Annotated in this window: 19 protein-coding genes; 8 read left to right on the top strand and 11 right to left on the bottom strand. The window is 37.2% G+C overall.

All coding sequences use genetic code 11. The features are described from left to right. Positions 1-9: 9 nt before the first annotated feature. Together F931_RS13155 and F931_RS13150 are read left to right on the top strand one after the other, a co-directional pair. A complete protein-coding gene (locus F931_RS13155; RefSeq protein WP_016141832.1) occupies positions 10-4,716 on the top strand; it encodes an RHS repeat-associated core domain-containing protein in 4,707 nt (1,568 codons plus the stop codon). A 12-nt stretch (positions 4,717-4,728) separates the two neighbouring features. Continuing rightward, positions 4,729-5,454: a tetratricopeptide repeat protein gene (locus tag F931_RS13150; RefSeq protein ID WP_080649496.1), complete on the top strand. Its 726-nt coding sequence runs from the start codon at positions 4,729-4,731 to the stop codon at positions 5,452-5,454. Between the two features lie 164 nt (positions 5,455-5,618). On the opposite strand, the gene F931_RS13145 is transcribed toward F931_RS13150, so the two are convergent. After that, positions 5,619-6,473 (bottom strand): tetratricopeptide repeat protein, encoded by an 855-nt coding sequence (locus tag F931_RS13145; protein WP_016141830.1) that lies wholly within the window; start codon positions 6,471-6,473, stop codon positions 5,619-5,621. A 364-nt stretch (positions 6,474-6,837) separates the two neighbouring features. Between F931_RS13145 and F931_RS13140 the strand changes: the two genes are divergently transcribed. After that, positions 6,838-7,575, top strand: coding sequence for a tetratricopeptide repeat protein (locus F931_RS13140; protein WP_016141829.1), 738 nt, complete (start codon positions 6,838-6,840; stop codon positions 7,573-7,575). A gap of 140 nt (positions 7,576-7,715) precedes the next feature. Continuing rightward, the gene (locus F931_RS13135; RefSeq protein WP_016141828.1) at positions 7,716-8,063 is read left to right on the top strand and encodes a hypothetical protein; all 348 of its coding nucleotides are present in this window, start codon (positions 7,716-7,718) and stop codon (positions 8,061-8,063) included. Positions 8,064-8,269: 206 nt separating this feature from the next. On the opposite strand, the gene F931_RS13130 is transcribed toward F931_RS13135, so the two are convergent. From F931_RS13130 to F931_RS13090, 9 genes are all read right to left on the bottom strand, one after another. Next, the gene (locus F931_RS13130; protein WP_016141827.1) at positions 8,270-8,629 is read right to left on the bottom strand and encodes a hypothetical protein; all 360 of its coding nucleotides are present in this window, start codon (positions 8,627-8,629) and stop codon (positions 8,270-8,272) included. A 376-nt stretch (positions 8,630-9,005) separates the two neighbouring features. Further along, on the bottom strand, positions 9,006-10,364 hold the full coding sequence (locus F931_RS13125) for an amino acid permease (protein WP_080649495.1): 1,359 nt from the start codon (positions 10,362-10,364) through the stop codon (positions 9,006-9,008). Positions 10,365-10,510: 146 nt separating this feature from the next. Continuing rightward, complete coding sequence (puuB, locus tag F931_RS13120; protein ID WP_016141825.1) at positions 10,511-11,956, bottom strand: NAD(P)/FAD-dependent oxidoreductase; 1,446 nt, start codon at positions 11,954-11,956, stop codon at positions 10,511-10,513. 19 nt (positions 11,957-11,975) lie between these two features. Beyond that, positions 11,976-13,307, bottom strand: coding sequence for an APC family permease (puuP, locus tag F931_RS13115; protein ID WP_016141824.1), 1,332 nt, complete (start codon positions 13,305-13,307; stop codon positions 11,976-11,978). Positions 13,308-13,494: 187 nt separating this feature from the next. Further along, on the bottom strand, positions 13,495-14,202 hold the full coding sequence (locus F931_RS13110) for a cache domain-containing protein (RefSeq protein ID WP_016141823.1): 708 nt from the start codon (positions 14,200-14,202) through the stop codon (positions 13,495-13,497). Positions 14,203-14,267: 65 nt separating this feature from the next. Next, the gene (gene rmpR / locus F931_RS13105) at positions 14,268-14,987 is read right to left on the bottom strand and encodes a FadR/GntR family transcriptional regulator (RefSeq protein ID WP_002120532.1); all 720 of its coding nucleotides are present in this window, start codon (positions 14,985-14,987) and stop codon (positions 14,268-14,270) included. Between the two features lie 55 nt (positions 14,988-15,042). After that, positions 15,043-15,813 carry a nuclear transport factor 2 family protein gene (locus tag F931_RS13100; protein WP_016141822.1) on the bottom strand — a complete coding sequence of 257 codons (771 nt, stop codon included), beginning with the start codon at positions 15,811-15,813 and terminating at the stop codon, positions 15,043-15,045. Between the two features lie 28 nt (positions 15,814-15,841). Beyond that, positions 15,842-17,272, bottom strand: a complete 1,431-nt coding sequence (locus F931_RS13095) for a gamma-aminobutyraldehyde dehydrogenase (protein ID WP_016141821.1) — start codon at positions 17,270-17,272, stop codon at positions 15,842-15,844. Positions 17,273-17,599: 327 nt separating this feature from the next. Continuing rightward, entirely contained in the window at positions 17,600-18,022 is a 423-nt protein-coding gene (locus F931_RS13090) for an Lrp/AsnC family transcriptional regulator (RefSeq protein ID WP_002120489.1), read from the bottom strand. Between the two features lie 135 nt (positions 18,023-18,157). Between F931_RS13090 and F931_RS13085 the strand changes: the two genes are divergently transcribed. The 4 genes from F931_RS13085 to F931_RS13070 all read left to right on the top strand — a co-directional run bounded on the left by F931_RS13085 (position 18,158) and on the right by F931_RS13070 (position 22,951). Beyond that, entirely contained in the window at positions 18,158-19,393 is a 1,236-nt protein-coding gene (locus F931_RS13085) for an aspartate aminotransferase family protein (protein WP_016141819.1), read from the top strand. Continuing rightward, a complete protein-coding gene (gene astA / locus F931_RS13080) occupies positions 19,390-20,484 on the top strand; it encodes an arginine N-succinyltransferase (protein WP_016141818.1) in 1,095 nt (364 codons plus the stop codon). Before F931_RS13085 ends, astA begins: the two co-directional genes overlap by 4 nt. 400 nt (positions 20,485-20,884) lie before the next feature. After that, entirely contained in the window at positions 20,885-22,348 is a 1,464-nt protein-coding gene (locus tag F931_RS13075; RefSeq protein ID WP_016141817.1) for an amino acid permease, read from the top strand. A gap of 234 nt (positions 22,349-22,582) precedes the next feature. Next, positions 22,583-22,951 (top strand): hypothetical protein, encoded by a 369-nt coding sequence (locus tag F931_RS13070; RefSeq protein ID WP_016141816.1) that lies wholly within the window; start codon positions 22,583-22,585, stop codon positions 22,949-22,951. A 47-nt stretch (positions 22,952-22,998) separates the two neighbouring features. Here F931_RS13070 and F931_RS13065 read toward each other — a convergent pair whose 3' ends face one another. Next, positions 22,999-24,459: a coniferyl aldehyde dehydrogenase gene (locus F931_RS13065; protein ID WP_016141815.1), complete on the bottom strand. Its 1,461-nt coding sequence runs from the start codon at positions 24,457-24,459 to the stop codon at positions 22,999-23,001. Between the last annotated feature and the right edge of the window lie 80 nt (positions 24,460-24,539).

The raw sequence follows: 24,539 nt of genomic DNA, 5'->3' as shown, positions 1-24,539 counted from the left end.
TTTATATTGATGGCTAAAGAGAATACCCAACAGAAAGAAATTAAAAAACAACCTGCTGTTGAACTTGCTGTTTTTAACTTAAATAGCATGACGGATGTAGCGGACTTGCAAATGATCGCAAGTCAGGTTCAGCTTTATTTACAAGTATGTGGAAACACGACATTAGAACAAATAAAAAGTAAGGCCAATATAACCACGGTTGCTAATATCTTTGCATTGACGGGTAGTGTACTAGACCTAATACTTTATGCTACTGATAAAAAAACTGGTGATGCTGCTGTACAACGTGGGGCATTGCTTGCGGCAAATTTAATTGGTTTATTTTCAGAGCCGAGTAATGAAGCACATGCACGCATGGCTTTACGTCCGATGTTTGGTTTAATGGCGCAGTGCTTATATCGAGAAAATGGAAAAATTACAGAAACGGATATTAAACGTTTAGGTTTACATCTCAATGCGATGATCGCTGGAGATTTAGAGAATTTTTTAAAAGAAACTCAAACAAAGTTAAGCAGTCTACTTACCAGTGCTACGCCATTGGGTGTAACTATCTTACAGAGCATGATGTCCCCAGCAACAGGTACAAATTTAGGAATAACCACTGCGGCAGGTGTAAGTGCAGAAAAACGAGATCCGAAACTTAAATTTACCAACTGGGCTGTTCCACTCATTGATTTATTAGGGAAGCCGAGCCAAGCAAATTTAACCCCTAAAATACAACCAAGTATAATAAGTCGTTTGCAACAAGAAGCAACTCAAGCTATTGCGGCTTTAAGTCAAACTTTACAACAACAAGCAAATGTAGGCCAAAAATATACGTTGGCCTGGCTATTACAAGAAACACTGAAAGCGATACAAGCATTAGAAAATAAAGGTAATGCAAGTGTGCCAATCAACCAGACGGGTGAGTATGAACGGCATACGAAAGGAGACACTTTAGAGTTTGTAAGTTTACAGGCAGATGCTTTAAATGCTCCACCATGTGAAGGTTCTGATTCCCAATCTGGAAAAAGTATTAGCTATTCAATTGGTGCTGAGCGGGTTCAGCATGCAGACTTCTATTTGCCGAAAATAGGTTTTTCTTTTATACGCCAATATAACTCACAAATGGATGAGCTTGATCAAAGCATGATCGGTGCACGTTGGATGATGCCATTTTCCAATATGATTCAACAAACTGCCCAAGGCTATTTATTTATTGATAGTAAAGGGCGAAAGCATCAACTGCCAGCTTCCATTACACTTGAAACTTATGAAGTTCCTTATGAGGGAATAATAGTACAACCTCTTAAAAATGGAGATTTGGTTCTAAAATTCGGTGGAGATTGGTCTTTTCAATTCCATCAGTTTTCACTTGGCCAGCCTTATCAATTGATTCAACAATTCAATGAAAAAACGCAAGAAAAGATTGACTTAAGTTATCTTATTTTCGATAAAGCTGCTTATCTTCAACATGTTGATTTTCAATTAGAACATGCCAAGCACCAATTAAAATTTGCTTTTAGTGAGCAAATTAAAATCATTGCGGTGTTTTTAGATGATAACGCTGAGCCATTAGCGCGTTATGATTATGATACCCAAGGTAACTTGATTAAAGCCATTGATCAAAATGGCCATACAAGAACATATGAATATAACCAATTTCATCAACTAACACGCTATACAGACCGTACAGGGCGTGGACAAAATATTCGGTACGAATCAACTGAAGCCAAAGCTAAAGCAGTAGAAGAATGGGCTGATGATGGCAGTTTCCATACTAAACTAAAATGGCATCCGCGCTTACGTCAAGTGGCGGTTTATGACGCTTATGATGTTCCAACTTACTATTACTTTGACCTCAATGGGTTTACTTACCGCACACGTTTAGCAGATGGACGTGAATCATGGTACAGCCGTGATGGGCAAAAGCGGATTACTCGTCAAATTGATTTTGAAGGGCGAGAGACTCAACAAGAATATAATGATCAAGATCAACTTGTTAAAATTGTCCAGCCAAATGGTGGGATAATTCGTTTTGCATATGATGAACAGGGTAATTTAATTGAAATTAAAGACCCAGAGGGTAGTATTTGGAAACGAGAATATGATAAAAATGGTAACCTTAGTAAAGAAATCAATCCATTAGGACATATCACCCAGTATAAATATAACAATAATAATCAATTGGTTGAAGTCATTGATGCAAAAGGTGGTGTTAAGAAAATTCGATACAATGAATTGGGGCAGATGATTTCATATACCGATTGCTCAGGTAAGAGTAGTACATGGGAATATGATGAAGATGGTGCACTTACAGCTGAACAAACCGCAAATAATAAAGTTGTACAGTATATTTACAGTACCAAGGGCCAAGATAAAGGGCAGCTACAAAGTATTATTTATCCTGATGGGTTAAAAGAATACTTTGAACATGATGAAGAAGGACGTTTACTTAAACATACCGATACGAAAGGTTTAGTAACGGAATATAAGTACAATCGAGTTGGCTTGTTAGAGCAGCATATTGATGCCAATCGACATAGCATAGCTTATCAATGGGACAAACAAGGCCGTATCCAAAAGCTGATTAACCAAAATCAAGCCGAATATTTGTTTGGATATAATCAATATGGATATTTGATACGTGAACAAGCCTTTGATGGAGAGGAAAAGCACTATAGTTACAATGAGAACGGAAGGTTATTTCAAATCCGTCAACCAAATATACTGACCCAATTTGACTATTATATAGATGGACAAATTGCTTCGAAAAGCTTTACCCATTTACATACAGGGCAGAGACAAATAGAACAATTTGACTATAACCTGAATAGCCAACTGAGCCGAGCCAGTAATGAGGTTAGCCAAATTGATTTCTATCGCAATGCACTTGGACAGTTGGTTAGAGAACACCAACATTATAAAATCCCAGAACTGAAACCGCTCACAGCAGTATTACGTTATGAATATGATGAGCTTGGAAATTTAATTAAAACCATTCGACCTGATGGCCAAACATTGAACCATCTTGTTTATGGTTCAGGGCACATTTATGCAATTGGTTTAAATAACCAAGAAGTTGCTTCATTTCAGCGTGATGATTTGCATAGAGAAACAACACGATTATTAGCTAATGGGCTTATTCAAACTAAACAATATAATGATGTGGGATTACTGAGTTCACAGTTCATTCAACCTGAGCAAGAAACTCAAGATTATTTACAATATCAAGAACATAGGTACTATCAATACGATCAAAACTATTTGCTTAGTCAAGTCGAAGATAGCCGTCTGGGTAAGCTCAATTATCAATATGATCCAATTGGGCGTTTAATCGCAGCTCAAAGTTTACATAAAACAGAAAGTTTTAATTTTGACCCCGCAGGTAACTTAATTGATTCTGACTCGGTATTAAGTCCAGCACAAATTAAAAATAACCTTATTAAAAGTTATAAAGGTAAACACTACCAATATGACGCTCAAGGTAATGTGACAGAGATTACTCAAGCAGGCAAAAACCTTAAACTGACTTGGGACAATCAAAACAGACTTATTCGAAGTGATAATAATGGTCTAGTTACAAAATATGGGTATGATGTATTTGGTCGTCGACTCTACAAAAAAACAGCTAATGCATTAACATTGTTTGGTTGGGATGGAGATTTAATGATATGGGAGTCTTTTAAATCTGCACAGACCAATTATACAAAGCACTATATTTATGAACCTGATAGCTTTGTTCCACTATTACAAGCAGGTTATAAGGATTTCATTCAACTGATAGAGACTCCTGATTATCAGGAATATCAAACAAAACCTTATTCTATTTATAAAGACCCTGTTTGGAATCGTAATCTTGGTAAAAAGCGTACTGATTTAGAGCAGATTACATTCTACCACTGTGATCAGGTCGGAACACCACAAACCATGACCAATACCAGCGGTGAATGTGTATGGGAAATTCTCCAAGACACATGGGGCGCGGTGTCGCAAATTAAAGCAGTAAATCAAGATAATCCATTTGAACAAAATAATTTACGCTTTCAAGGACAATATTACGATCTGGAAACAGAACTGCACTATAACCGTTATCGTTATTATGAACCTCATAGTGCAAGATATGTGAGTAAAGATCCGATTGGTTTAAGTGGCGGAATTAATACCTCTGCTTATGTAAGTGATCCAACTCAATGGATAGATCCACGGGGGCTTGCATCGACGAATTCGATTGGTTCATATGGAAGTGTAAAATCAGCATCAGATACATATGAAAAGTATGCAACAAGTAAAAGTTTAAAAGATGTAGCTGAAAGATATGCAGCAGGAAAAACTGCTAATGCAAGTATTGTGGCAGGTGTGGGAGTTGGCGGGTCTGTAGAATATAAAGGAAATGGCGTAACTAGGTCGACCTTAGAAAGAAGTATAGGCTTATATGGAGAAGCAAGTATAACTGAACCAGTCGATGGGTTTGCATTTGGTGAACGTAAAGATGGTAAGTATGTAGAGGCATGCGCTGGTGTTGTTAAATATAAGGCTTGTGGTGGTTCTAATACAGACAAGATCAATCTATATGGTAGATTGGAAAAACCACAAGGTATTTCTAAAGGATTGAAAATTGCTCAGGGCCAACAAACAACAGTTGACCATAAGTTACCGAAACTACCACGAATCCCAGATGCCCCATCCAAAATGGGTTATCATCCACTTGATTTTCCAAACCAAGGCATGTTTTAAATGAGAGATAATATGAAATTTTTCTTATCAATATTTATATTTAGTACATTAACTTTGGTAGGATGTGATTCATCTAATATAAAAGTTAAAAGTTCTAATAGTGAGTTAAGCAAATATCAAAAAGATGCAGAAAATGGTGACCCTGTTGCCCAATACAATATGGGCGTAGTATATCAACAAGGTTTAAATGGTGAGAAAGTCGATTTGGATAAGGCTGTTTATTGGTTTGAAAAAGCTGCTAAGCAAGGTGAAGAAGATGCTAAATATAATTTGGGTGTAATTTATATTAGTGATAATGCAAAATATAGAAATGTTAAAAAAGCAATGGAATTTTTTTTAGAAGGTGTGGGTAAAAATGACGCAGAATCAATTAATCAGTTAGGAATTATATATAAAGATGGTATTGATACTTCTGTAGATTATACAAAAGCATTATCTTTATTTAAACAAGCAGCTAATTTAGGGTCGAATAGTGCACAGTTTAATCTAGGAATAATGTATTTTAAAGGACAAGGTGTTAAACAAGATTTTACCGAAGCTAGAAAATGGTTTGAAAGAGCATATCAAACAGGTGAAAATATTGATGCAGCTTATACCCTTGCTGGAATGTATTATGAAGGGAGAGGAGGAAGTAAAGATATTAAAAAAGCACTAAATTTATATCAGTTCGCAGCTGATCATGGAGATCAAGAAGCTGCTAAAAATATAGAAATTATAAAAAAAGAATGTGGGTGCTGACAAAAAATTATTAAATTGAACTGAGTTTAGATAAATAATATCTAAGCTCAGAATTAAATATAATTAATAATTTGAATTTAAAATAATATTTTTAAATCCATATAAATAAATGCTTAGATAGGTGAAAATCCTACTTATGAGTTAATTTTATGTTTAGATAGATATTAATTTAACTTAGATAATTCTTGGAGTGCGTATGAGTTCCCTGCATCAGCAGACTTTTCAAACCATGTACGGGCTAAGGATAAGTTCTTATCCACTCCTAGCCCGTCTTTATATATTTTCCCGAGATGATATTGTGCATTGCTTTCACCTTGATTTGCAGCTGCTAAAAACCATTTTTGTGCTTGAGGATAATCTTGTTTTATACCATCTCCCAGTAAGTACATAAGCCCTAAATTATATTGGGCATCAATGTCTCCTTGGGTGGCAGCTTTCAAATACCATTGTGAAGCTTCTAACTTATTTTGAATTACTCCTCTACCATGTAAAAAAATGGTGGCAAGATTTGTCTGAGCATCTGAATCACCTGCATTCGCAGCAACTAAGTAGTATTTAATAGCCTTCTGATAGTCCTGCTTAATACCTAAACCTTTACTGTAGAAATTTCCAAGTTCGTTTAAGGATGGAATATCACCTTGTACTGCGGCTTTCTCATACCAATATTTGGCTTTGATATAATCTGGTTTAATATGCTCATTTCCCATGTATAATAAACCTAAATTATATTGAGCATTAACATAACCCTGATTTGCAGATAAAGTGTACCATTCAATAGCTTTTAATATATCGGGTTGAATGTCTTTATATCCTTCCGCATACATTACACCTAAATTGTACTGTGCTTCAGGATCTCCCTTTTCAGCTTTTGATCGGATATCATTTACATTAATATTATCTGTATTGGTCTGACTAGAGTATTGTTGTTCATTATTATCATTAGCTTGACTGACAGATTTTGCACAACCTGAATTTAAGATACTTAAAATACAAACAGTTAGAATTTTTTTTGATAACATCTTTTATCTCGGATAGATTAATGGGTGTTAATTTATTAAATAGGAATTCTACTTACTCAATTTGCAACGTAAAATAACATAAAAAAATAATGTTTAAAAAGAAGAATTTTCATAGATCAATTTTAAGAAAAGATATAAGTCTGTATCTATAGAAAATTATAATCTATCTAATTGCTAATTTTACTAATAAGGATAGTTCTATGATCATGTACATACTATTAAAGATTGAAAATATAATTTCAAAGTTTCACAAGACCAACAGTCAACTGTTGATCAAAAATTACGAGTACCTCAAAGAATTCCTCATACTCCCTCCAAAATAGGCTATCATCCACTTGATTTTCCAAACCAAGGCATGTTTTAAATGAGAGATAATATGAAATTTTTCTTATCAATATTTATATTTAGTACATTAACTTTGGTGGGGTGTGATTCATCTAATGTAAAAGTTAAAAGTTCTAATAGTGAGTTAAGTAAATATCAAAAGAATGCAGAAAATGGTGACCCTATTGCCCAATACAATATGGGGGTAGTATATCAACAAGGTTTAAATGGTGAGAAAGTAGATTTGGATAAGGCTGTTTATTGGTTTGAGAAAGCGGCCGAACAGGGTGAAGAGGAAGCCAAAGCTAGTTTGGGTGTTATTTATTATACAGAGGGAACTAAATATACTAATATTCCTAAGGCTTTAGATACTTTTTCTGATCTTTCGAAAAAAGATAATAGAGTAGCTCTTAATTTTTTAGGAAGAATGTATAAGGATGGAGTTGGTGTAAAACAGGATAATAATAGGGCTTTTAATCTTTTTAATAGAGCTGCTCTTTTGGGTGACTTAAGTGCACAGTTTAATTTAGGTAATATGTATTTTAATGGCGAAGGAACTCCTTTGAATTATGAAAAGGCTGCCTATTGGTATAACAAGGCTATTATAAATGGGAAAGATGGAGATGCAGCTAAAATACTTGCTGGAATGTACTATGAAGGGAGAGGGGTAGAAAAAAACATTAGTAAATCAATTGAATTACTTCAAATTGCTGCTGATCAAGGAGATCAAGAGGCGGCCAAAAATATAGAAATTATAAAAAGAGAGTGTGGCTGTTAAGAAAAATTTATTAAAATTATCTGAGTTTAGATGAATGAGGTCTAAACTCAGGATTAAATATAATTAATAATTTAAAAAATATAGTGTTCTAATTGTTGAATTAACTTAATTTTAAATTATTATTGGTTTTAGAGATTCTAATGAAAATTGTCGCTATTTTCTCAATATTATTGATGCTTGCAGGTTGTGGTAAGAAATATACGATTACACCTGATGAGTTACCCATTGCTCATGTCAATCATAAATATTATCAAGTGATTAATATTTCAGGTGGTAAAGTCGTTGATACAGATCAGCCATTGAACACAAATATTCCTGAAGATTTAGGAATAACAGTTCAACCTGCTAATGATCGAGATGGTTATAATATTATTGAGGTCAAGGGAACCCCAAAGTATAAGGGTACATTTACAATTCATATTTGGGTTGGTTTTTATGCAGGTGGAGGTAATGAAATTAATAAAACCTATATTTTTACAGTTCAGTAGGGATTTTAAAAATTAAATTAATCTACATGTCTATTATTGAGCTAGATTATCTGTATATAAAAATAGTGTCGATCAAAGATGTTATAAATTATTTTTTATTTCTTTGCGCTAGGAAACATAAGGACGAATGGGAAGGAAAGCAATCAAAAATGCTTACTTTCCTTACTTTAAAAATAAATTAAACCTGAGTCTAAATTAAGTAAATTTTACTTCTTTTGCTTAAAACGATACTTACATTTCAAGCAGCGATAGTCTTGAAAAATATTTTTATCGATCATCACGCCTGCTTTTTTACCAAAAATATTACCGACGACACCGCCAGTAATTCCTGCACTAATGGCACCAACAAAAGTCCCTACAGTTCCACCAACAATCACGCCTAAAGGGCCAGCAACAGTACCAATAGCTGCTCCAACAGTCGCGCCAGTTGCTGCACCACCTACCGTACCTGCTGTTGTGCCAGCAGCTGTCAGTAAAACACCGCCAGTTGTTCTAAGTAATTTGTCATGGTCACGTGCTTCAATTTCTGTAGAACCACACTTAGGACATTGCAGAGCTTTTTCCATAAAATTTCCTGTCTTTCATCATTGAGAGACACAGTACGGCGCTAAATCATTTAAGTGGGTAAAGAACCTGTCTTACGATGGAATATCTTTTGCCTGTTGAGTGATTGCAACGATAACTGGTCTGCTTTGATTTTAGCTGAACATTGACACAAATATTTATAGATCATGTAAACACTTGTACTTTAATAATTATCTCATTAAATACCAATGTTTAGAATTACTAAGGCTTACATATCAGTGTGTCTATCAAAGAACATTTCAATAATGATGAATAGAATGTGAAGGGTTTTTTGAGTAGATTTTCTGAAGTTACTTAGGGTAATGAGCTGTAAAATGATAAAAGGCTTATCCTGTTTGAATAAGCCTTCTTTAAAGATTAGATTGATTTTTTCCAACTTAAAAATTTATATAGTCCAAACATGAATGTAATCCAGATTGGAATTAAAATCACCGATTTTTCAAATTCTTGAGTCCACATGATGTATAAAATCATGCCAATAAAAATTAAAACAATATAGTTACTCAAAGGGGAAAATAGAGCAGGGAATTTGGCAACTTTATTTTCAAGCTTCATGGCGTGTTTAAACTTTAAATGAGTAAAGCTAATAATTGCCCAGTTTAAAACCAGTGCAGCTACAGCCATGTACATGAGATAGCTTAAAGCTTGTTCTGGGATAAAATAGTTCAGTAATACACAACCAAAAATCAGAATAGAAGAAAAGATAACAGCAGGTGTTGGAACCCCTTGTTTACTTACTTTTGTAAAAATCTTCGATGCGTGACCCTGTACTGCGAGTCCGTATAACATACGGCTGTTTGCATACATACCGCTGTTATAAACCGACAGTGCAGCTGTCAAAATAATAAAATTAAGCAAATGCGCTGCCCAGCCAATACCAAGATGGCTAAAAATCATCACAAATGGACTTTTATCTAAACCACCGAGGTCAAGCTGATTCCAAGGAATGAGCGACATAATGATGGCAAGCGAAGCCACATAGAAAATTAAGATTCGAAAGATGACTTGATTAATGGCTTGTGGAATACTTTTTTCAGGATTTTCGGCTTCAGCTGCAGTCATCCCGATCAGTTCAATACCGCCAAAAGCAAACATTAAGAAGGCGAGCATATAAAATAGGCCCGAGAACCCATGCGGGAAAAATCCGCCATGCTGCCATAGGTTTGCAAAGCTAGCGATAGAATCATTACCTGCGGTAAGCAATAAATATAAGCCAAACACGATCATGGCAATGACCGCTGCAACTTTAATAATGGCTAACCAAAACTCAGATTCACCATAAAACTTAACATTGCCTAAGTTTAAACACGTGACTAAAACAAAGAAAAATAAGGCTGATATCCAAGCAGGAATGTGGGGCCACCAGTAATGCACATATTTAGCAACGGCTGTCAGCTCGGTCATCGCGACCAAAATATAAACCACCCAATAGTTCCAGCCCGATAAAAAACCTGGGAACTTGCCCCAATATTTTTGTGCAAAGTAACTAAAGGAACCAACCACAGGTTCTTCTACGATCATTTCACCCATTTGGCGCATAATTAAAAATGCGACCAAACCGACAATGGCATAACCTAAAATAATAGAAGGACCAGCAGACTGGATGACTTGTGCAGAGCCTAAAAATAAACCTGTCCCGACAGCACCACCCATGGCAATTAACTGGATATGGCGATTTTTAAGTCCGCGTTTTAATTGGGAAGATGAATTGCTCAAAATATATGCGCTGAATAAAAAAGCTGGCGCTATTGTAATAGATTGGTTAGGGATAACCTAGTTTGAAAAGGATTTTACTCCGCTAAATAAAAGGGATCCGTACAAAGCTATACGAATCCCTTTTTGAAAATTGGTTATCTTATAAATTAGAAAGATACCATTTTGCCCGGATTAATCATTGCGCCGATGCCATACATACTTTTCGCGAGCGGAATAACAACGGGTGCAAGGGTACGACCAAACATAATATTTTGATGATCAATTTTAGATAACATTTCAAAATCGTTAGATTGCCCAACAAAGTCATTCGCAATGGCTTTACCAATACGTACAGTTTGTGCAACGCCGTGACCACTCCAGCCGTGAACAGCATAGATTGGGAATTTATTGCCAAACTTACGGCTATCGACTGCACCATTTACAGTTAAATCAGTGGTTCCACTCCAGACAAAATCCATTTCTAGATTTTTAATTTGCGGGAACACGGTATGAATGCGATGCTCTAGATAATTTAAAGTTTTCTCTGGACCCCAGCAGGTTCCTGTGCCTTGGCCTCCAAAGAGTAAACGGTTATTAAACACGGGACGGTAGTAATCAATCTGGAACTGGGTGTCATAAACTGGATGCCCAAATGGCAAAAGCTCTTTTGTATCAAGCTCTAGCGGGGCAGTCGTTGCAACATAAGTATAGAAAGGGATAGTGGTATTGTTTTGCTCTGATAAAAGTTTAAAAGAAGCATGGTGTACTGCTAACACCACAGACTTTTTAGCTTTTACGATGGCATTTGCTGTTTGAACATAAATACCATCTGATTTTTCTTCTATTGAAAGGACTTCTGTTTGTTCATAAACAGTACCGCCATTTTGGCAAAAACCATAAATTAAACCGCGGTTTAAAGCTAAAGGATGGATTTGTCCACCCAACTCATCAATTAAACCACCTGTGTAATAATCAGACTTAATAAAGTCCATAAGTTCGTGTTTACCCACAATGCGGGTATGGTCTTCACCTAAATATTTTCGTGCATCGGCGCCTTGTGTTAAACCAACCAAATGTCCTTCATGAACAGCAGCAGTAATGTGACCGTATTTACGGTCAAAGTTGAGTTGGTATTTTTCCGAGATGTCATCGATGAGTTGCATGGCTTCCGTAGAGGTAAAATGCCAGAGTTTTTTGGCATCTTCGTAGCTTAAGCGATCGGCCATTTCTTGGGCTTCCCAACGAGCTAAACCAGGGGTGAGTTGTCCACCATTTCGACCAGAAGCTGCGCTACCTACACGGTTTTTTTCTAATAAAACGGTATCTACACCTTGTTCAGCTAAATGTAAGGCCGTAGATGAACCTAATAAACCACCGCCAATAACCACCACATCGCATTCAATATCAGCTTTTAAACTCTCAAAGGTATGCCAATCAGAAAGTGAGCTTTCATAGTAGTTCGCTGGATTATCTACCGATGTGCCTTCTACAGTGGTTGCGTCAAATTTTGCATGTTTTGGATTTAACCAGCTCCACTCTTTGCCCACTTGTAGAGATTTACTTGGTTTATATTCCACGTCTTTTAAAAGTTGAGGTTTAGAAATAATTTTCATGACAAAAGTTCCTTAAAAATTAATAAGCATTACTAATAGCAATGCTTTGTTTTTTAATCATTTTATAGATAAATAGGAGAATACCTAAAGCTAACCAGAAACATCCAAAAATCAGTGAAGATGAATCAAGATTAAGCCAGAGGCAAATAATGCTGATCACAGAGATAAGCGGTAAAAAGAGGTTTAGAAATTTATTTTTAAACCCTGAGCGCTGTTTATCTTTAATATAAAACTTCATAAAAACTGAAAAATTTACGGCTGTAAAAGCGACTAGCGCACCAAAGCTAATCAGGCTGACGACTTGGGCTAAGTCTAGAAAAACCGCGGACATCGAAATAAGACCAACAAATAAGACCGAAAAAAACGGTGTACCTAAGGAGATGTGAATTGTCCCAAAATACTTTTTAGGAAAAATATTATCGGTGCCCATTATATACAGTAAACGTGAAGCACTGGCATGAGAAGCGAGACCAGAGGCGACAGTGTTCATAATTTGCCCGCATAAGAATACGGATTGGAAAAAAGCACCACCGACATAAAGCACAATTTCAGGCAACGCTTCTGATGGATGCTGAAAGCGTAGATTATTTGGAAAATAAAGCTGAATAAACCAAGCGGCTGTGAAAAAAATAAGTCCGCCAGCGAGAGTCGTTAACATGACCGCACGGGGGATGTTTTTGGTAGGTTGTTTGGTTTCATTTGAAAGCGTAGTAACCGCATCAAAACCTAAAAATGAAAAGCACAAAACTGAGGCACCCGCAACGAGCGGTAGTATAGATTGGTGCTCATGCCAGAGTGGAGCCAAAGTAAGCACATGCTCATAACCTTGAGTAGAGCCAATACCCTTAATCACTAAATAAACAAAAATGACCATGAGGATGATAGGTGCAAATACAAACAATAGACTCAAATTGGCGAGTAACCGAATGCGGAAACAATTCACTAAAGTGACTAGGCCCGCCGATACAAGCACCCAAAACCAGTAAGGCAGACTTGGAATTAGTGCTGTGAGATAAATTGCAGCAAGTAAAACATTAATGAGGGGCAGTAATAAATAGTCGAGTAGGGAACACCAACCGACAAAAAAACCGCTTTTTGGCCCTAAACTTTCAGCTGTATAACTATATGCCGAGCCTGATTTTTCTGAATTTTTACTGAATCTTGCATAGCTCCAAGCGGTGAGTAGCATGGCACCAAGTGCAAGTAAATAGGCCAGTGGTACGTGTCCATTGGTAATTCCAGAGACAATACCGAAAGTATCGAACACCGTCATGGGAGTCATGTAGGCAATACCAATAATGGTGACTTGCCAAAGAGACAGTTTTTTTAAGGAAGACGTTTTATTTTCCATGTCATTTCAACCTCAAATTCGTTGTTTTGCTTTTCATCCGGAAAAGCGATGCTATTTTTGAGCCAAAACTTCCCCTAGACCTGAATAAACATGTCTATTTGAAGAAATTTTGTACAAAAGTGGGTGGCTGTTTTGCCTTGGTGATGCCCTAAAGCAAAGTCAAATATTTATATTTTTCGACGTCACTCTAAATCACGACCAGTTGAAAAGATTGACACGGCCGTGACAAAACCTGCTGTTGGCTTTGGCCTTTAAATAATGTGCCTGTTCTGATGGTGATGTCATTTGAAGTAATCACTCGAGAAGAGTCGTTAATCACAATTGCTTTTTGTTTTATGTTTTTAAGCTTCGGCATAAGAATTTTTTCGAGTGCGGAAACTAAAATATCGGTAGCAATTACACCGATAAATTGATCACGAATCATGACCGGATGGGCAAGGGTGATGGTGTATGCACCATTGCAAATATAGTCGACATAAGGCCCATGTATGCACGGACTCTTATTTTGAGCAGGTTTATGGAACCATTCAAAAGAGCGGAAATCTAAAAATCGCTGAGCATTTTGATAGTTTTCAAGCTTAGCTTGTTGCAATTGATCTTCTTTTTTATACCACCATTCGAGTGTCCAATAATCTTGTTCTTCTTGCGTTGCAGGGCTATAACTTGCAAAGCCGATGCCTTGACTGTAATGGCTTTCCTGTAAGGCTTTTTTAATTTCTTTTTGCAAAGCTGAACGCTCTGAACCTGAAAGCTTAACGTCTTTCGTTTTTTCAGGTTCATGTTTTGAGAGAATTTTACTCGCTTTGGTCGCCAGTTTTTCTGTAATGGCTGTCGTTTCCTCCACCACCGTCTTTAACAAATTTTGAAGCTCTTCTATATCTAAATGTTGGGTCATTCCTATAACTCCTAAAATTCCGTATTTCTCACTTGATACTTTATAAGCGCTCTACTTTATTGTTTTTATTCGATAGATAACTTATATCGAAGCATTTGGTCTGTTAGCATCGAAATAATTTTTCGTGCCTGAATAACAGCATCATCTTCATTGCCTTGAACAAAAGATGATAAAAGTTGGTGGTATTGAGCGACGACCGATTGATGAAATTGATCATCTTGGTAAAGCACAGCAATGAGGGGTGCCCATTCGGCTTGTATGGTTAACTCTTGATTTGCCAGTCGAGCTGATTGAGCAAAAGAGGTGAGTGTTAACAAGCAACGTAAATCAAGTTGGGCACGTGTGTCTGCTTCAACGGCCTGTTCAAATTGATCAATAAGTTCTTTGATTTTGCCTAATTCATATTCAGTGGTTCTTTGTGCTGCCAAATATGCACCATGGCTTAAAATTGCACTATGAAACTCGCCTAAATCAGCTAGATACTCATTGGACGCTTGGCGAAGAGGGTGTTTGTTTAAGAGTAAATCGGAAGGTAACTCACAAACAAAGCTTCCGCCGTTTCGCCCGCGTCGTGTATCAATCAGACCTTTTACGCGTAAAGTATTTAAAGCTTCACGTACTGTAATCGGTGACACACCCATTAAGCGAGCTAGATCCGCCTCGTTAGGAAGCTGTTCATTGCTTTTGAGCAATCCAGAGATAATTGCATTTTCCAAGCGTTCTACAACTTGTTCCGATCGAGTTGCCTGAGCGATAGGTGCAAAAATTATCGTATATGCTGACATGGCGAATTCTCTAAAAGCTAAGTCAGAGACTTAGCTTAATGAAACGGATAAATGGTTAAAACACGCCATATTGATGGACTGCCTGTTCATCTTCAGGCACAGCTGGTATTGCATCCCAAAGTTCAACAATTTTGCCATTATCTACACGCCATAATTCAAAATAGGCATGTCGATTTCCGGCAATACTTCCTTCAGAATGTGTCAAGACAAATTGACCATCAGCAATGGAGCGATGCGTTTTGGAGTATACCAAACCTTGTCCTTCATTACGGATATTGTTCAAAAAATCAATTACTGCTTTAACACCATCGCCAATATCTGGGCTATGTTGAATGAACTGATCGTCGTGGGTGTATTCTTTAAAAGCTTCGTAATTGCCATCAATTAATGACTTTTTAAAGAAAGAGGTCACAATCTCACGATTTTTCTCTGCATCATGGTGAGTGACGATTTCAGTTGGTCCATCTAACTGCGTTCTACCACTTACATTCGGTGCAGCTTCTGCCACAAGACCGTCCCAGTGTTCTACAATTTTGCCGTCTTTCACTCGGTAAATATCAAAACCAACTAAAGGGTTTTCATCTAGGCCCTGAAAGCGGCCATGAATCGCAACCAAGTCACCGTCTGCCAATACACGTACAGCTTCATGTTGCATGTCGGGGCAGTCTTCTACCAGTTGGCGAAGGCCTGAAAGACCATTTGCAACGAGTGGTGAGTGCTCTATAAAGTCTTCAGAAAAATAACGGTCCAGAGCAGTGGTGTCGTGCAAATTAAATAGCTCGTGATGGGCTTTAGTCACCAAGTCTTTCATTTCTTGTTTATTCATTTTGATCTCCTTTCAAAGTTCATTGTTATTATTCGTTTGAACTCATCACATGTTTAATACGGGTATATTCTTCAAAACCGTAGCCAGATAAATCTTTACCATAACCTGATTTTTTGAAACCACCGTGTGGCATTTCTGCGGTTAAAGGAATATGAGTGTTAATCCAAACTGTACCGAAATCCAGTTCACGAGACAGACGAGTTGCACGGGCATGATCTGTGGTCCAAACACTTGAAGCTAGGCCATATTCAACGTCGTTGGCTTTTTCAATCGCATCATTTTCATCTGTAAATTTCTGAACGGTAATCACTGGTCCAAAAATTTCATTTTGAATGGCTTCGTCGTGTTGTTTTAAACCACTAATAACAGTGGGTTCAAAATAGAAACCTGGACGGTCTGCCTGTTTGCCGCCTGTTTCAACTTTGGCATGAGCAGGTAAGTTGTCAATGAAGGCTTTAACATTTTTTAATTGATTGGCATTGTTAAGCGGACCATAAAGTGCGTCTTGATCATCAGGTTCGCCAAAACGGGTATTTTTTGCAGCTTCAACGAGTTTAGCTAAAAATTCATCATGAACAGATTCAGCCACAATTACGCGTGTTGCCGCAGTACAGTCTTGTCCTGCGTTGAAATAGCCCGTTAAAGCAATCATTTCAACTGCTTTATCAAGATCAGCATCTTCAAAAACGACCACAGGCGCTTTACCACCAAGCTCAAGATGAGCTTTCGCTAAATTTGCTGCGGCAGAAGCTGCAACTTGTAATCCGGCACGAACCGAACCTGTAATAGAAACAAGAGCAGGGGTTTTATGTGATACAACTTTTGAACCGACCTGAGCCTGACCTAACACCACGTTAAATGCACCTTTAGGGAAAAATGGCGCTGCAATTTCTGCCAATAAAAGCGTACTTTCAGGCGTCGTATCGCTTGGCTTAAGTACCACTGTGTTACCTGCAGCCAAAGCCGGTGCAATTTTCCAAACAGCCATCATGAGTGGATAGTTCCAAGGTGTAACTTGGCCAACCACACCGACAGGTTCACGGCGAATAGAAGAGGTTAAACCTTCTAAATATTCACCTGAAGCTGTGCCATTGAGTAAGCGGGCAGCGCCTGCAAAGAAACGAACCTGATCTGCTGAAGCGCCCACTTCTTCAGATGCAATTAAGTGTTTTAACTGACCTGTATTACGACTTTGCGCCTCAATTAAACGCTCTGCATTTGCTTCAATCGCATCTGCCAAATTTAATAATGCTTTTTGACGAGTCGAAGGTGTACTACGTCCCCAAATTTTAAATGCTTCTTTTGCAGCAGCATAAGCTGCATCAACTTCTGCCTCAGTTGCATTCGGTGATTGTGCATAAACTTCACCAGTCACGGGGCTTACCAAATCGAAGTAATCAGATCCTTTGCTAGCAACATATTCGCCGTTAATAAAGTGTTGTAGTTGAGTTTTAGCCATTTTTTATACCTTGTCCTTAGGTTTTAACATATAACATATAAGACTATATGTATTATGTTTTAAATTATCTGTCAAATGCTTTGATAATGGGAGTGGGTGAAAAAAGTTGGAATTTAAATCAGATCAGATTTTAAGTTTTTGATTTGATTATTTAAAAAAAATTAAAAATTTATTGAGGATTTTTAGAAGATGTTGATTGTCGTAATAGTTCAAGAGATTTAAGGAAAGGCAAGAGCAGAATTTTTCTAATCAAAAGCAAGTTGATGAACTAAACCATATGCTTAGCTCATCAATTTCGTTTTTATGATTTGAAATTAAAGTGAATGATTAGGTCTTATGACTCGCAAGCAGAATACTGGTTTCGCTGTTATAAATACCTGAAATATTTCTAATTCTTTCTAGAACTTTGTCGAAGTTTTCTAAGGTGTCAGAACGTAGCTCGACCAGAATGTCCCATTTGCCATTGGTTTTATGCAGACACTCCACGGCACTTTCGAGGCGTAATTCTTTAATCACAGACTGCGCTTTGGTCCCTTCAACCATAATGCTCATCCATGCACGGATGACGTTGCGTTCAGCATTGGGTTTAAACCGTACTGTATATCCGGTAATGATGCCCGAAGATTCCAAATATTCGATTCTCTTCTTAACCGTTGCGCGTGAAACGTGAACTTTTTCGGCTAACTCGGTAACGGACATTCGTGCGTTATCTTTAAGTAAACCTAAAATAATTTGATCAATGTTGTCCATATTGTAATTGTCAATTATCAAATTGGTAAAAAATAATTCATTTTTTACTAAAATACAAATTTTTTGAATCAATTTGATTTTGAATAATAGGGACATCAGTTAAGCCCAATAATTCAATTTAATGGATTAGATAAGATGAATAATTTTACAGTTTCTAGAAATAATTTTAATGAGTGGATGGTTCCAGTTTTTGCACCGGCAAATTTCATTCCGGTACGTGGCGAAGGTTCACGTATTTGGGATCAAGAAAATAAAGAATATATCGATTTTGCAGGCGGGATTGCAGTAAACGCATTAGGTCATGCGCATCCAGTGGCAGTAAATGCTTTAACAGAACAAGCAACAAAACTTTGGCATGTTGGTAACGGTTATACCAATGAACCTGTTCTACGTCTTGCAAAACAACTCACTGAAAGTACATTTGCAGATAAAGTATTCTTCTGTAACTCAGGTGCAGAAGCCAATGAAGCAGCATTAAAATTGGCTCGTAAAGTTGGTTTAGACAGTGGTGTAGCTGGCAAAAGCGGCATCGTTGCATTTAACAATGCATTCCACGGCCGTACCTTATTTACCGTTTCAGCAGGTGGTCAACCTAAATATTCACAAGACTTTGCACCACTTCCAAATGGTATCAACCATGTTGCCTTTAATGATTTAGAAGCTGCAAAAGCAGTGATCAATGAGCAAACATGTGCTGTTATTGTTGAGCCAATCCAAGGTGAAGGTGGCGTTATTCCTGCTGACCTTGAATTTTTAAAAGGTTTGCGTGCACTGTGTGATGAGTTCGGTGCCTTACTGATTTTTGATGAAGTACAAACGGGTGTTGGCCGTACCGGTGCACTTTATGCCTACATGAACTCTGGTGTTATTCCAGATGTGTTAACCACTGCAAAAGCATTGGGCGGCGGTTTCCCAGTCGGTGCAATGTTAACAACCGATAAGTTTGCCCCACATTTTTCAGTAGGTACACATGGCACGACTTATGGTGGTAACCCGCTAGCAAGTGCGGTTGCGGGTGCAGTATTTGAATTTATTAATACGCCTGAAGTACTTGAAGGTGTAAAAGAGCGTCATGACTACTATAAAAACGCTTTAAATCAATTAAATGAAAAATATAAAATTTTTGAAATGATTCGTGGTGAAGGCTTACTGATTGGCTGTGCTTTAAAAGCCGAATTTGCTGGTAAAGCAAAAGATATTAATAATCTTGCGGGCGAAGAAGGTTTATTGAGTTTGATTGCTGGTCCAAATGTTATCCGTTTTACGCCATCTTTAATTATTCCATTTGCTGATATTGATGAAGGTCTAAAACGCTTTGAACGTGCGCTTGCTCGCTTTGTAGAAATTCAAAAGGATGAACAAGCAGCATGATGATTATTCGCTACATTGAACCTAAAGATGTTAATGACCTTTACCTGTTGGCGCAAAAAGCAGGTTTTGGTTTGACCTCTTTGCAGCCAAATATGGAAAAGCTTGCTGCTCGTATTGAACGGGCATGTAAAACAGTCGCAGGCGAACTACCAAAGGCAGATCAGGTTTACTTATTTGTTTTAGAAGATACTGAACTCAACAAAGTTGTCGGCGTTTGCGGTATTGAAGTAGCACTGGGGTTAAGAGAGCCTTGGTATAACTTCCATGTTGGGACACAAGTGCATGCGTCAGAACCGTTAAGTGTTTATAACGCTTTACCGACTTTGTATTTGAGTAATGACCATACAAACTGTAGTGAGCTTTGTACTTTATTTTTAGATCCTGACTATCGCTTAAATAAAAATGGCAAATTTTTATCTAAAGTCCGTTTCTTATTTCTCTCAGCATTCCGTCAATATTTTGAAGAAACGATTGTTGCCGAAATGCGCGGATATTCTGACGCCAATGGGCAGTCACCATTTTGGAATGCGGTAGGTCATAAGTTTTTTAATATCGAATTTACCAAGGCCGATTATTTAAGTGGTGTAGGGCAGAAGGCTTTTATTGCTGAGCTGATGCCAAGACATCCACTCTATGTCGATATGTTACCTGACGATGCTAAAGCCGCGATTGGCATTGTGCATCCGAATACTCGACCAGCCTACAACCTGCTGTTTGAAGAGGGACTACGCTATAAAGGCTATGTCGATATTTTTGATGGGGGCGCAACGCTACAAGCGGATATTGAAAATTTACGGGCAATTAAAGAAAGTCAGTCTGTAACGGTTCAAATTGAACAGCCTCAAAATATCGCTGTAGGGGATGAGTCTTACATTGTGGCTAATGATGATTATGAAAATTATCGGGCTATTCTTGTGTATAGCCAGCCTCATCAGAACATATTGCAGTTAACAAAAGAACAGGCAAAACAATTGAATGTCGAAAATGGCTCTTTGGTTCGTGTGCTAAGTGTTCAAGTTAAACAGGTTGCGAGTCCAGAAGTGGTAAAGAAGCTCAAAGAGACTAATCATTTTCGAATGGCTGTTAATTAATCAGTAATACTACACATTTCACCAAATTTAAGAAGGAATAATATATTATCGCTAGCGCAAGATGAGTATATGGATAAATACAATCTTGCTCGCTGAGCTGAGATTAATTAGCCTGTTTTTCTATATATAAAGGGTAAGTAAGTAAAATATTTAATTAATTTATATATTTTAGGTATTTATTGAAAATATATTGAGAAGAGCGGGCTAATATAATAATGAAGGAAAGGAATGATGAATAATTTTTATTGTTATAGGTGATAGCTTTTAAAAAGGAATTTATAAGGTCTTAAGTGATTTAATAATATTTTTAGAATGGTTTAATGGATTAAATTAATAATCATATAATTTATTTATTATTAAAGCATTTACGACGGTTGCTATAAATTGGAGTAAATATTACATGAGTAAGAATAAAGGAAAGCAGTTCCTGGAAGGAGATCTTCTTGGTAGTCAACATATGACTGATCAAGAAGAAGAGAAATTGCAGCGCTCATTGACAAATCGTCATATTCAGATGATCGCAATCGGTGGTGCAATTGGTACTGGATTATTTATGGGTTCCGGGAAAACATTAAGTGTTTCGGGTACTTCAATTGTTTTAACCTATTTAATTATTGGTTTCTTCTTTTTCTTCGTGATGCGGGCAATGGGTGAATTGTTGCTTGCGAACACTAATTTTAAAACCTTCGCCGATTTTGCAACAGCTTATCTCGGTCCATGGGCGGGGTTTTTCCTTGGTTGGTCCTACTGGTGTAACTGGATTATTACTGCGATTGCCGATGTAATTGTAATCGGAGGGTACATGCAGTTTTGGTATCCCGATTTACCCGTCTGGATTCCGGCATTTACATCATTGGCCATCTTAACCATACTTAACTTTGTGGCCGTTCGATTGTTCGGTGAACTTGAGTTTTGGTTCTCACTCATCAAAATTACTGCAATTATTCTATTTATTCTGGCTGGTATTTATTTAATTGGTACTGGGTTTACTTCACCAAATGGTGTTAAGGCTTCAATGAGCCATTTGTTTGAAACAGAATCGATGTTTCCTTATGGCGTTACAGGTTTCTTGGCAGGCTTCCAAATTGCCATATTTGCGTTTGTGGGTATTGAGCTTGTTGGTACAACTGCTGCTGAAACCAAAGACCCGCATAAATCACTTCCAAAAGCGATTAACTCTATTCCTTTACGCATTTTGTTATTCTACGTAGGTGCATTGGTTTGTATTATTGCGGTCACATCTTGGGCTAAGGTTTCACCAGAAAAAAGTCCGTTTGTAGAAATGTTTACTTTAGTTGGATTACCAATTGCAGCAGGTTTAATCAATTTTGTTGTTGCGACTTCGGCTTTATCTTCTGCAAACAGTGGAATCTTTGCGACTAGCCGGATGTTATACGGTCTAGCGTTAGACAACGATGCACCTAAAAGCTTTAGTAAACTGTCAAAAAGAAAAGTTCCTATTAGAGGCTTAATATTTTCAATGGCATGCGTGACAGCGGGAACATCTATTTTATTTATTGTGCCTAATGTAATGACCGCATTTACGATTATTTCAGCACTGACTTCAATTTTATGTATTTTTACATTTATGTTGATTGTGCTTTCTTATATTTCTTATCGTAAAAAATTTCCTGAGTTACATATTCAATCTCAATATAAAATGCCAGGTGGTTTATTTATGGCATGGCTGACCATGTTATTTTTAGTTTTTACTATTGTAATTTTGGCTTTAGATCATGACACTTTAATTGCGCTTGAATGCTCACCAATCTGGTTTATTGGTTTATTTATTGCCTATAAGTATAAAAAGAAAAAAATGATGCAACTTGATATTTTGAAAGCACAAAAGGCTGATTATATTTAAGCTAGAAGATGAAATATTTTTAAAGCTAGGCGTGAGTCTAGCTTTTTATTTTTAAATAATAATTTCTGATTAAGATAATTTGTTTATGGTTACAAAATTTAGTAGCAAACTTACTCAGAAAATTTTTGTAAGGTCTGAAATATTTTTCAGGATTTTAAATATAGTCATAAATATTAAAATGAATTAAATTAATTTTAAAACTAAAGATTACAAAGTAAAAGGAATAGTAATCCCATGATACTTAAGTGTAATGATAGTAATTTGTACGATTTTACTATTGGGAAAAGATATATCTGTTTTGGGGTACAATTTAATGAGTATCTAAATGAAACAAAGGTATCCGTTCGCCGCGATTCGGATGGAACCCCTGTTATTCTAGAAATTTCTAAATTTGAAATAATTAATCCTAATATACCTGAAGGTTGGGAAATTTCACTTTATAAACAGGAAGATATTATAACTACGACTATTGAACCTAAAGAATTTAGTGGAGCATTTTGGGATGACTATCATGATGGAAATTCTAAAATGGAAAAATTATTTGAAGATACTTATTTAAAGATCTGTAAATTCCATAATTTTTCTATTACATCGGATGATTAATTAAAAGCCGATAAAAAAGCCTCATTACGAGGCTTTTTCTATAAAGGTTACTTAATATTCGGATCGCCTTTTTTCAAGAAAAAGCGTATTGCTAATTTTTGTAGGAAGGTTCCATAAGGAGGGTGGAAAAGCTGAGTTGGGAAGAACCTATGGCGAATAAATACAGTTTTTGCATGTGAAAGTTCACGGAAGCCTTCTTCACCATGATATGACCCCATACCTGAGTTGCCAATACCACCAAAAGGAGCATCATGGTTAACTACATGCCAGCCCCAGTCATTAATGGTCACACCACCCGAATGAGTTTCACGTAAAATCCGGTCGCGTTCTACTGAGCTATGCGTAAAGCAATAAAGCGCTAAAGGTCTTTCGTCCGATTTCACATAGGTAATCGCATCATCTAAAGAGTCATAAGCTACCACAGGTAAAATAGGGCCAAAGAGTTCTTCTTTCATAATGCGCATATCTGGCGTGCAATTCAGCACAATCTGTACAGGCATCCTGCGACCTTGTTGGTCAAAGCTGTAAGTATCGCAAGGAATAATACGGGCACCTTTTTCTTGCGCATCGGTCAAAATATCTTGAATGCGGTTTAAATGGCGGTCATTTACAATCGATGTGTAATTCTGATTATTTTCAATGTCTTGACCAAACATTTTTATAAAGCTTGATTTTGCAGCATTCACAAACTCATCAATACTTTCTTTGGGAACCAACGCATAGTCAGGCGCTACACAGATTTGACCACTGTTTGTCGCTTTACCATGCGTAATGCGTTTTGCTGCATCAGCAAGCGGGTAATTGCGGCTGACAATTGCAGGTGATTTACCACCTAACTCAAGCGTAACAGGTGTTAGATTTTCAGCCGCTGCTCGCATGACGACCTTGCCAATCGCAGGAGAACCAGTAAAGACGATATGGTTAAACGGTAAAGAGGTAAATCTTGCTGGATCTGTAATTTCTTCACCAAACACGGCTACTTCATCTTCATTAAAGACTTCGGCAAGCATGCGTCGAAGCATTGCATTGGTATTTGGGGTAATTTCAGGCAGCTTAATCATAACTCGGTTGCCTGCAGCTAATGCGGCAATGAGCGGACCAAGTGCTAAATAAACGGGGAAGTTCCAAGGAACAATCACACCAACCACGCCTTTAGGTTGGTATTGCACACTTAAACGGTTCGATAAAAATAAAAGCTCGGTACGGCGTTTACTTGGGCGCATCCAGCGGCGTAAATGATGAATCGCATGATCAGCCTCTAACACTGAGCCAAGCAAATCTAATAGTTTAGATTCATCAAGTGATCTTGAACTAAAATCGGAATTAATCGCGGAAGCCAAAGCATCTTGATAACGAATAATTTGTTTTTTGAGTTGATGCAGTTTTGTGCGGCGTGCTTCAAGAGTTGGGTATGGATCTGCCTCAAAATTGGCACGTTGTTTGGAAAAAATAAGTTCCATATGTTCAGTGGCAGAGCCGCTATATTCTTTTAAAGTGGAGTGTTCCATTATTGTTCCTTCCATACTTTTGCTTATCATACTTTATGCTTGAAGCGTCGTATGGTCGATGTTAAATTGAGACAACAAGA

It is taken from the genome of Acinetobacter pittii ANC 4050 (assembly GCF_000399685.1).
GTDB classification, from domain to species: domain Bacteria; phylum Pseudomonadota; class Gammaproteobacteria; order Pseudomonadales; family Moraxellaceae; genus Acinetobacter; species Acinetobacter pittii_E.
This window is presented reverse-complemented; position numbering and strand designations above follow the sequence as displayed.

Bases quoted from the DNA above. Each gene is read 5' to 3' on its own strand.
- F931_RS13095 (WP_016141821.1), bottom strand. From the start codon at position 17,272: ATGGCTAAAACTCAACTACAACACTTTATTAACGGCGAATATGTTGCT.
- puuP (WP_016141824.1), bottom strand. From the start codon at position 13,307: ATGGAAAATAAAACGTCTTCCTTAAAAAAACTGTCTCTTTGGCAAGTC.
- F931_RS13150 (WP_080649496.1), top strand. From the start codon at position 4,729: ATGAAATTTTTCTTATCAATATTTATATTTAGTACATTAACTTTGGTA.
- F931_RS13100 (WP_016141822.1), bottom strand. From the start codon at position 15,813: ATGAATAAACAAGAAATGAAAGACTTGGTGACTAAAGCCCATCACGAG.
- puuB (WP_016141825.1), bottom strand. From the start codon at position 11,956: ATGAAAATTATTTCTAAACCTCAACTTTTAAAAGACGTGGAATATAAA.
- F931_RS13075 (WP_016141817.1), top strand. From the start codon at position 20,885: ATGAGTAAGAATAAAGGAAAGCAGTTCCTGGAAGGAGATCTTCTTGGT.
- F931_RS13145 (WP_016141830.1), bottom strand. From the start codon at position 6,473: ATGTTATCAAAAAAAATTCTAACTGTTTGTATTTTAAGTATCTTAAAT.
- F931_RS13140 (WP_016141829.1), top strand. From the start codon at position 6,838: ATGAGAGATAATATGAAATTTTTCTTATCAATATTTATATTTAGTACA.
- F931_RS13065 (WP_016141815.1), bottom strand. From the start codon at position 24,459: ATGGAACACTCCACTTTAAAAGAATATAGCGGCTCTGCCACTGAACAT.
- F931_RS13155 (WP_016141832.1), top strand. From the start codon at position 10: ATGGCTAAAGAGAATACCCAACAGAAAGAAATTAAAAAACAACCTGCT.
- F931_RS13110 (WP_016141823.1), bottom strand. From the start codon at position 14,202: ATGACCCAACATTTAGATATAGAAGAGCTTCAAAATTTGTTAAAGACG.
- rmpR (WP_002120532.1), bottom strand. From the start codon at position 14,987: ATGTCAGCATATACGATAATTTTTGCACCTATCGCTCAGGCAACTCGA.
- F931_RS13070 (WP_016141816.1), top strand. From the start codon at position 22,583: ATGATACTTAAGTGTAATGATAGTAATTTGTACGATTTTACTATTGGG.
- astA (WP_016141818.1), top strand. From the start codon at position 19,390: ATGATGATTATTCGCTACATTGAACCTAAAGATGTTAATGACCTTTAC.
- F931_RS13085 (WP_016141819.1), top strand. From the start codon at position 18,158: ATGAATAATTTTACAGTTTCTAGAAATAATTTTAATGAGTGGATGGTT.
- F931_RS13135 (WP_016141828.1), top strand. From the start codon at position 7,716: ATGAAAATTGTCGCTATTTTCTCAATATTATTGATGCTTGCAGGTTGT.
- F931_RS13090 (WP_002120489.1), bottom strand. From the start codon at position 18,022: ATGGACAACATTGATCAAATTATTTTAGGTTTACTTAAAGATAACGCA.
- F931_RS13130 (WP_016141827.1), bottom strand. From the start codon at position 8,629: ATGGAAAAAGCTCTGCAATGTCCTAAGTGTGGTTCTACAGAAATTGAA.